Source organism: Streptomyces sp. LS1784 (assembly GCF_020103755.1).
Lineage (GTDB): Bacteria > Actinomycetota > Actinomycetes > Streptomycetales > Streptomycetaceae > Kitasatospora.
In genome coordinates, this window is the sequence record NZ_JAHSQD010000378.1 from 1 (window position 1) to 7213 (window position 7213).

Genomic DNA, 7213 nt, shown 5'->3' on the forward strand with positions numbered 1-7213 from the left:
CTTCCGCGACCAGGTCCGCGACGCGGCCCGGGACGGCGGCGTGAGCGCGGACAAGCTGGCCGAGGCCCGCGCGGTGCTGGGCTCCGCGGGCGAGCGGCTGAAGCGGCTGCTCGGCTGAGCCGACGGTCCCGGCGCCCTGACGCCGACTCCGCACCGGCCCGGTGCCCCCGTTCGGGAGGCACCGGGCCGCCGCACGGGAGGGTGCGTCCGTGCGCCCGGACCGTCAGGGGGTGAGGACGATCTTCCCGAAGACGTCGCCCTTGGCGAGCCGGGCGAAGCCGTCCCGGGCCTCGGTCAGCGGCAGCACCGAGTCGATCACCGGCCGGACACCGGTGTTGGCGCAGAACGAGAGCAGCCCGGCCAGCTCCTCCTTGGTGCCCATGGTCGAGCCGACCACCTTGAGCTCCAGGAAGAAGATCCGGTTCAGCTCGACGGAGCTCGGGTTGGGGCCGGAGGTGGCCCCGGAGATGACGATGGTGCCGCCCGGACGCAGCGACTTCACCGAGTGCGACCAGGTCGCGGCACCGACCGTCTCCAGCACCGCGTCCACCCGCTCGGGCAGCCGGGCGCCGCTCTCGAAGGCCGCGTCGGCACCGAGCTCCACCGCCCGGGCGCGCTTGGCCTCGTCCCGTCCGGTGACCCAGACCCGCAGGCCCGCCGCCTTGCCGAGGACGATCAGCGCGGTCGCCACCCCGCCGCCCGCCCCCTGCACCAGGACGGTGTCGCCGGGCTTGACCCCGGCGTTGGTGAACAGCATCCGGTAGGCCGTCAGCCAGGCGGTGGGCAGGCAGGCGGCCTGCTCGAAGCTCAGCTCGGCGGGCTTGGGCAGCAGGTTCCAGGTGGGCACCGCGACCCGCTGGGCGAAGGTGCCCTGGTAGCGCTCGGTCAGGATGGACCGCGGCTCGTCGGGGCCGACCCCGTGGCCGCTCTGGCCGATCACCGAGTGCAGGACCACCTCGTTGCCGTGCTCGTCGACGCCGGCGGCGTCGCACCCGAGGATCATCGGCAGTTTCTCGGCGGGCAGGCCGACCCCGCGCAGCGACCACAGGTCGTGGTGGTTGAGGCTGGCGGCGCGGACCGTGACCACGCTCCACCCGGGGCGGGCCTGCGGCTCGGGGAGGTCGCCCAGCTCCAGCCCGCTCAACGGGTCGGCGGCGTCGATACGTGCGGCATAGGCAGCGAACATGCCCCGGACGATAGCCGCGACGGCCGGGGCCGGGAACCACGCGGAGGTGTGACGCGTGTCCCGGCCCCGGGCCGTTTGCCGAATGTCCGGTCGGATCGTCAGATCCGCGCCACGCCCTCCGCGCGGGCGGCCTCGGCGACGGCCTTGGTGACCGCCGGCGCGACCCGCTCGTCGAACGGCGAGGGGATGACCTTCTGCGGCGTCAGCTCGTCGGCCACGACGCCGGCCAGCGCCTTGGCGGCGGCCAGCTTCATGCCTTCGGTGATCCGGGAGGCGCGGACCTGGAGGGCGCCCGCGAAGATGCCCGGGAAGGCCAGCACGTTGTTGATCTGGTTCGGGAAGTCGCTGCGGCCGGTGGCGACCACCGCGGCGTACTTGTGCGCGACCTCGGGGTGGATCTCCGGGGTGGGGTTGGCCATCGCGAAGACGAACGCGCCCTCGGCCATGGTCGCGACGACCTCCTCCGGCACGGTGCCGCCGGAGACGCCGATGAACACGTCGGCGCCGGCCAGCGCGTCGGCCAGCGAGCCCTTGAGGCCGGTGCGGTTGGTCTGCCCGGCGATCTCCGCCTTGACGTCGGTGAGGTCTCCGCGGCCCTCGTACACCACGCCCTTGCGGTCGCAGACGGCCACGTCGCCGATGCCGGCCGCGACCAGCATCTTGGCGATGGCGATGCCGGCCGCGCCGGCGCCGGAGATGACGGCCCGCAGCGAGCCGATCTCACGGCCGGTCACCTTGGCGGCGTTCCACAGGGCGGCGGTGGTGACGATCGCGGTGCCGTGCTGGTCGTCGTGGAAGACCGGGATGTCCAGGGCCTCCTGGAGCCGGCGCTCGATCTCGAAGCAGCGGGGCGCGGAGATGTCCTCCAGGTTGACGCCGCCGAAGGAGGGCGCCAGCCGGATCACGGTCTCCACGATCTCGTCGACCCCGGTGCAGGCGAGCGCGATCGGCACCGCGTCCACGCCGCCGAACTGCTTGAACAGGATGGCCTTGCCCTCCATCACCGGCAGCGAGGCCTGCGGGCCGATGTCGCCGAGGCCCAGCACCGCGGTGCCGTCGGTGACCACCGCGACGGTGTTGGACTTCCAGGTGTAGTCGTCGACCAGCTCCGGCTGCTCGGCGATGGCCGTGCAGACCCGGGCGACACCGGGCGTGTAGGCGAGGGACAGGTCGTCCGCGTCGCGCACCGGGACGGTCGCCCGGATCTCCATCTTGCCGCCGCGGTGCAGCGCGAAAACCGCGTCGACCGGATCGTCGGTGTCCTGGGTGCTGCTGTGAATGATCTCCGCTGCCACGATGACCTCTTCGTCATTGATCTGGCGAGGACGCGCGGCCGACGGGCAGGGCGACCCGTCCGGAAACCGGAAACCGGGTACGCCGAAGCGGACCCGGGGTCAGGGTCGGGGCGCTGCCGTCGGGCGGCGCCCTCGGATGAGGGTGTTATGGGGTCTGTGTTGTCCGCGTTGTGCTTCCGGGCCGAGCGTAGGTCGGACAAAGGCATCGCACCTATGCCTTTTCGTCCTCGTCGCGTGCGGTTCATCGCCGCGCTGTCGCTTCACAGGGGCCCGGCGTCGGAAGCGCCGGGCTCCGGCGGCGGCAACGGCATGAGCGCACGCGCACCCGCAGGAGTGAACGCAGATCCGAAGGGGAGTCGGTGCCCCGGATACGGAGCCGCGTGAGGACTTCCGTTCCCGAGCACCCCGAGCCTGTCGGGGCTCGCCGGTCTGGTTCGAGCGTTCGGGGGTCACCCGGTAACGAATTCTGACACACCCGCCGCCGGGCCCGGCAGGTCGGGATGGCAGGATCGCTTGTCCGCCATTTCGCGTACACCCCCGCGACACCGTGGCGACCGCACGTCCCGCCCCCAGGAGCCGCCCTCATGCCTCACGTCCGCCACGCCCGTCGTCCGATCCCGGCCGGCGCCGCCCTGGCCACCGCCGGAGTCCTGCTGCTGACCGGCTGCGGCGGCGGGCAGGCCGCCCAGGACGACCCGGTCAAGGACCTCCGCGCCAAGCTGCCGAAGGCCCAGCGGGCGGCCGGGGTCCTGCGGATCGGCATGGACGTCAACTACGCCCCGGTGGAGTTCGCCGGCCCGGACGGCAAGCCGGCCGGCCTCGACCCGGACATCGCCGCCGCCCTGGGCCGGATCCTCGACGTGCGGGTCGAGTTCGTCGACACCCCCTTCGACAAGCTGATACCGAACCTCCAGGCCAAGCAGTACGACCTGGCGATGTCGGCGCTCAGCGACACCCGCCAGCGCCGCGACGCCCTGAACGAGAAGGGCAAGCAGACCGGCCCGGGCGTGGACTTCGTGGACTACTTCATCGCCGGCACCTCGATCGTCGTCCCGAAGGGGAACCCCAAGGCGATCAAGACCCTGGACGACCTGTGCGGCAAGACCGTCGCGTTCCAGCAGGGCACCACCCAGGACGAGATCGTCACCCGCCAGGTGGCCGTCTGCGCGCGGGCCGGCCGCCCGCCGCTGACCCCCCACAAGCTGGACACCGACACCAAGGCGCTGGCCGAGGTCGCCTCCGGCGCCGCCACGGCCGGACTGAACGACTTCCCGGTGGCCGCCTACGCGGCGAAGACCACCGACGGCGGCGGCCGCTTCGAGGTGACCGGCGGGCAGTCCACCTCCAACCCGTACGGGATCGCGGTGCGCAAGGACGACGGACCGCTGCGCGACGTGCTGGCCAAGGCGATCGACCAGCTGATCCGCAACGGCGAGTACGACAAGATCCTGGCCAAGTGGAACGTCAGCGCCGGCGCGGCGCAGAACGCGGTGGTCAACGGGGGCATCTGAGCCGGCGGGGCGGCGGGCTCCGGGAGCGGAACAGACAGGTCCGCATACTTATGCGCAGCGTGACAGGGACACGGGATAAGTCCGAATAGCGGACAGCGCGGCCCCTCGTTATCCGATTTTGATCTGGATGAGGGCCACCTGACTGTCATCAGATGGCAGGATTCCCCCCATCCCGGATCGAGTCGGCCACTGGTCGAGGCCGTTCGGTCAACGTCCACCTCGGCGGAGGGTGGCGGTAGCAGTACCTCGTAGAACCCCGGGCGGCTCCCCCGCGCCCGGTCAGCTGCACGACCCGGCCTGCACGTACGACGACGTACGGCGACACGCATCCGTACCGAGCCGCGCGGCTCGCCGTTCCGGTGCGCCGCTCCCGCGGCGCGCTCCGCCCGACCTCTCTCCCCCAGGATGGAGATCCCCCTCATGACCACCCGTACCCGGCGCAACCGGCTCTTCGCAGCCGGTCTGGTCGCCGCCTCCGTCTCCCTCGCACTGACCGGCTGCAGCAGCACGAGCGAGAGCAGTGGCGCCCCCAACGCCTCCGCGACCGTCAACGAGGTCAAGGCCGACCCCAAGCTGGCCGCGCTCGTCCCGGACGACGTCAAGGCGGCCGGCAAGCTCATGGTGGGCGCGGACGCCTCGTACGCGCCGGACGAGTTCAAGGACGACAGCGGCAAGGTCATCGGCCTGGACGTCGACCTGGCCAACGCCATCGCCGCCAAGCTCGGGCTGAAGGCCGAGGTCCAGGACTCCGGTTTCACCGCGATCATCCCCGGCATCCAGTCGAACAAGTTCCAGCTCGGCATGTCGTCCTTCACGGACAACAAGGAGCGCGAGCAGATCGTCGACATGGTGACCTACTTCAACTCCGGCAGCGCCGTCGCGGTGAAGAAGGGCAACCCGGAGAAGATCGACCCCAAGGACCTCTGCGGCAAGAAGGTCGCCGTCCAGACCGGCACCACCCAGGCCGACGAGATCAAGGACACCCGCGACCCGGACTGCGCCAAGGCCGGCAAGCCGGGCATCCAGAACGGCGGCGACAAGTTCGACCTCCAGACGGACGTCACCAACGCCGTGGTCTCCGGGCGCGACCAGGCGATGATGGCCGACTCCCAGGTCGTGGACTACGCGGTCAAGCAGTCCGGCGGCCAGCTGGAGAAGGTCGGCGAGACCTACGGCGTGGCCCCCTACGGTGTCGCCCTGGCCAAGGGCTCCAAGCTCGCCCCGGCCGTCCAGGGCGCCGTCCAGTCGCTGATCGACGACGGCACCTACAAGCAGATCCTCACCAAGTGGGGTGTCGAGGCCGGAGCCATCGACAAGTCGGTCATCAACGGCGCCAACTGACCCTCGTACGCTTCACCTTCTCCCCCGAGGCCACACCGTGAACTCTTTGGACAAGGGGACGGCGGAGAAGGGGCGGCCTGAGACCATCAAGGCCGTCCCGGTCCGCCACCCCGGACGCTGGGCGGGCGCAGTCGTCATCGCCGTACTCGGAGCGATGCTGCTGAGCGCCCTCTTCACCAACCCCGCCTTCAAGTGGGACATCGTCGGTCAGTACCTGTTCCACACCAGCATCATGCACGGCCTGCTCGTGACGCTGGAGCTGACCGCGCTCGCCATGCTCATGGGTGTGGTCGGCGGCATCATCCTCGCGGTGATGCGGCTGTCCCCGAACCCGCTGCTGGCCGGCGTCGCCTGGGTCTACATCTGGATCTTCCGCGGCACCCCGGTACTGGTGCAGCTGGTGTTCTGGAACTTCCTCGGCCTGATCTGGGCCAAGCTGTCGATCGGCGTCCCGTGGGGGCCGGAGTTCTGGTCCGAGCAGACCAACGTGCTGATCCCGACCTTCGTCGCCGCGCTGCTGGGCCTCGGCCTCAACGAGGCCGCCTACATGGCGGAGATCGTCCGCGGCGGCATCCAGTCGGTGGACGAGGGCCAGGCCGAGGCCTCGCACGCGCTCGGCATGAGCCGGTTCCAGACCATGCGCCGGATCGTCCTGCCGCAGGCCATGCGGGTGATCATCCCGCCGACCGGCAACGAGACCATCTCGATGCTCAAGACCACCTCGCTGGTCTCCGTGATCTCCCTGGAGGAGATCTTCCGGGCCGGCCAGGTCATCTACTCCCGGAACTACCAGAACATCCCGCTGCTGATCGTGGTCAGCATCTGGTACCTGTTCTTCACCTCGGTGCTGACCATCGGCCAGTACTACATCGAGCGCCACTACGCCCGAGGCTCCAACCGCACCCTCCCGCCCACCCCGCTGCAGCGGCTGCGGGGCCTGTTCGCCGGGAAGCCCGCCCCCAAGACGACCGCCGACGTCGTCCCGGGGCTTGAGGGAGGTGGTCACGTATGACCGATCTGACCAAGACCCCCGCCGGCGCGTCCGCCGAGCCGATGGTCCGCGCCGAGAACGTGCACAAGTCCTACGGCATGGTCGAGGTGCTCAAGGGCATCGACCTGGAGGTCCGGCAGGGCGAGGTGTTCTGCCTGATCGGCCCGTCCGGCTCCGGCAAGTCCACCTTCCTGCGGTGCATCAACCACCTGGAGAAGATCAACGGCGGCCGCCTCTGGGTGGACGGCGAGCTGGTCGGCTACCGGCAGAAGGGCGACAGGCTCCACGAGCTCAAGGACCGCGAGGTCGCCCTCAAGCGGCGCGACATCGGCATGGTCTTCCAGCGCTTCAACCTGTTCCCGCACATGACCGCCATCGAGAACGTCATGGAGGCGCCGGTCCAGGTCAAGGGCGAGAGCAAGACCGACGCCCGCGAGCGCGGCATGGCCCTGCTGGAGCGGGTCGGCCTCGCCGACAAGGCGAGGAACTACCCCTCGCAGCTCTCCGGCGGCCAGCAGCAGCGCGTGGCGATCGCCCGCGCGCTGGCCATGAAGCCCAAGCTGATGCTCTTCGACGAGCCCACCTCCGCACTCGACCCGGAGCTGGTCGGCGACGTCCTCGACGTCATGCGCGGCCTCGCCGAGGAGGGCATGACCATGGTGGTCGTCACCCACGAGATGGGCTTCGCCCGCGAGGTCGGCGACGCGCTGGTGTTCATGGACGGCGGGGTGGTGGTCGAGTCCGGCAACCCCCGCGAGGTGCTCACCAACCCCCAGCACGAGCGCACCAGGGCCTTCCTGTCCAAGGTGCTCTGAGCCCGTACCGTCGGGGGCCCGCCGGCCCGGGCAGGCGGGCGCGGACGGGGTTACCCCCCGGGGGCTAGAGGGGG

6 protein-coding genes are annotated in these 7213 nt (G+C 70.7%); 4 read left to right on the forward strand and 2 right to left on the reverse strand.

From position 1 onward, the window contains the following. Window positions 1-223: 223 nt before the first annotated feature. Together KS423_RS31610 and KS423_RS31615 are read right to left on the reverse strand one after the other, a co-directional pair. Window positions 224-1186 carry a zinc-binding dehydrogenase gene (locus KS423_RS31610; protein WP_224283190.1) on the reverse strand — a complete coding sequence of 321 codons (963 nt, stop codon included), beginning with the start codon at window positions 1184-1186 and terminating at the stop codon, window positions 224-226. Between the two features lie 98 nt (window positions 1187-1284). Further along, the gene (locus tag KS423_RS31615) at window positions 1285-2481 is read right to left on the reverse strand and encodes an NADP-dependent malic enzyme (protein WP_224283191.1); all 1197 of its coding nucleotides are present in this window, start codon (window positions 2479-2481) and stop codon (window positions 1285-1287) included. A gap of 584 nt (window positions 2482-3065) precedes the next feature. On the opposite strand from KS423_RS31615, the gene KS423_RS31620 reads away from it, so the two are divergent. The 4 genes from KS423_RS31620 to KS423_RS31635 all read left to right on the forward strand — a co-directional run bounded on the left by KS423_RS31620 (window position 3066) and on the right by KS423_RS31635 (window position 7139). Then, a complete protein-coding gene (locus KS423_RS31620) occupies window positions 3066-3992 on the forward strand; it encodes an ABC transporter substrate-binding protein (RefSeq protein WP_224283192.1) in 927 nt (308 codons plus the stop codon). A gap of 420 nt (window positions 3993-4412) precedes the next feature. Continuing rightward, complete coding sequence (locus KS423_RS31625; protein WP_224283193.1) at window positions 4413-5333, forward strand: ABC transporter substrate-binding protein; 921 nt, start codon at window positions 4413-4415, stop codon at window positions 5331-5333. A gap of 37 nt (window positions 5334-5370) precedes the next feature. Further along, window positions 5371-6345 carry an amino acid ABC transporter permease gene (locus tag KS423_RS31630; RefSeq protein WP_224283194.1) on the forward strand — a complete coding sequence of 325 codons (975 nt, stop codon included), beginning with the start codon at window positions 5371-5373 and terminating at the stop codon, window positions 6343-6345. A 41-nt stretch (window positions 6346-6386) separates the two neighbouring features. Then, the gene (locus KS423_RS31635; RefSeq protein ID WP_224283195.1) at window positions 6387-7139 is read left to right on the forward strand and encodes an amino acid ABC transporter ATP-binding protein; all 753 of its coding nucleotides are present in this window, start codon (window positions 6387-6389) and stop codon (window positions 7137-7139) included. Window positions 7140-7213: the final 74 nt, after the last annotated feature.

Coding starts and splice junctions, on each gene's coding strand:
- KS423_RS31625 (WP_224283193.1), top strand. CDS start 4,413: ATGACCACCCGTACCCGGCGCAACCGGCTCTTCGCAGCCGGTCTGGTC.
- KS423_RS31610 (WP_224283190.1), bottom strand. CDS start 1,186: ATGTTCGCTGCCTATGCCGCACGTATCGACGCCGCCGACCCGTTGAGC.
- KS423_RS31620 (WP_224283192.1), top strand. CDS start 3,066: ATGCCTCACGTCCGCCACGCCCGTCGTCCGATCCCGGCCGGCGCCGCC.
- KS423_RS31635 (WP_224283195.1), top strand. CDS start 6,387: ATGGTCCGCGCCGAGAACGTGCACAAGTCCTACGGCATGGTCGAGGTG.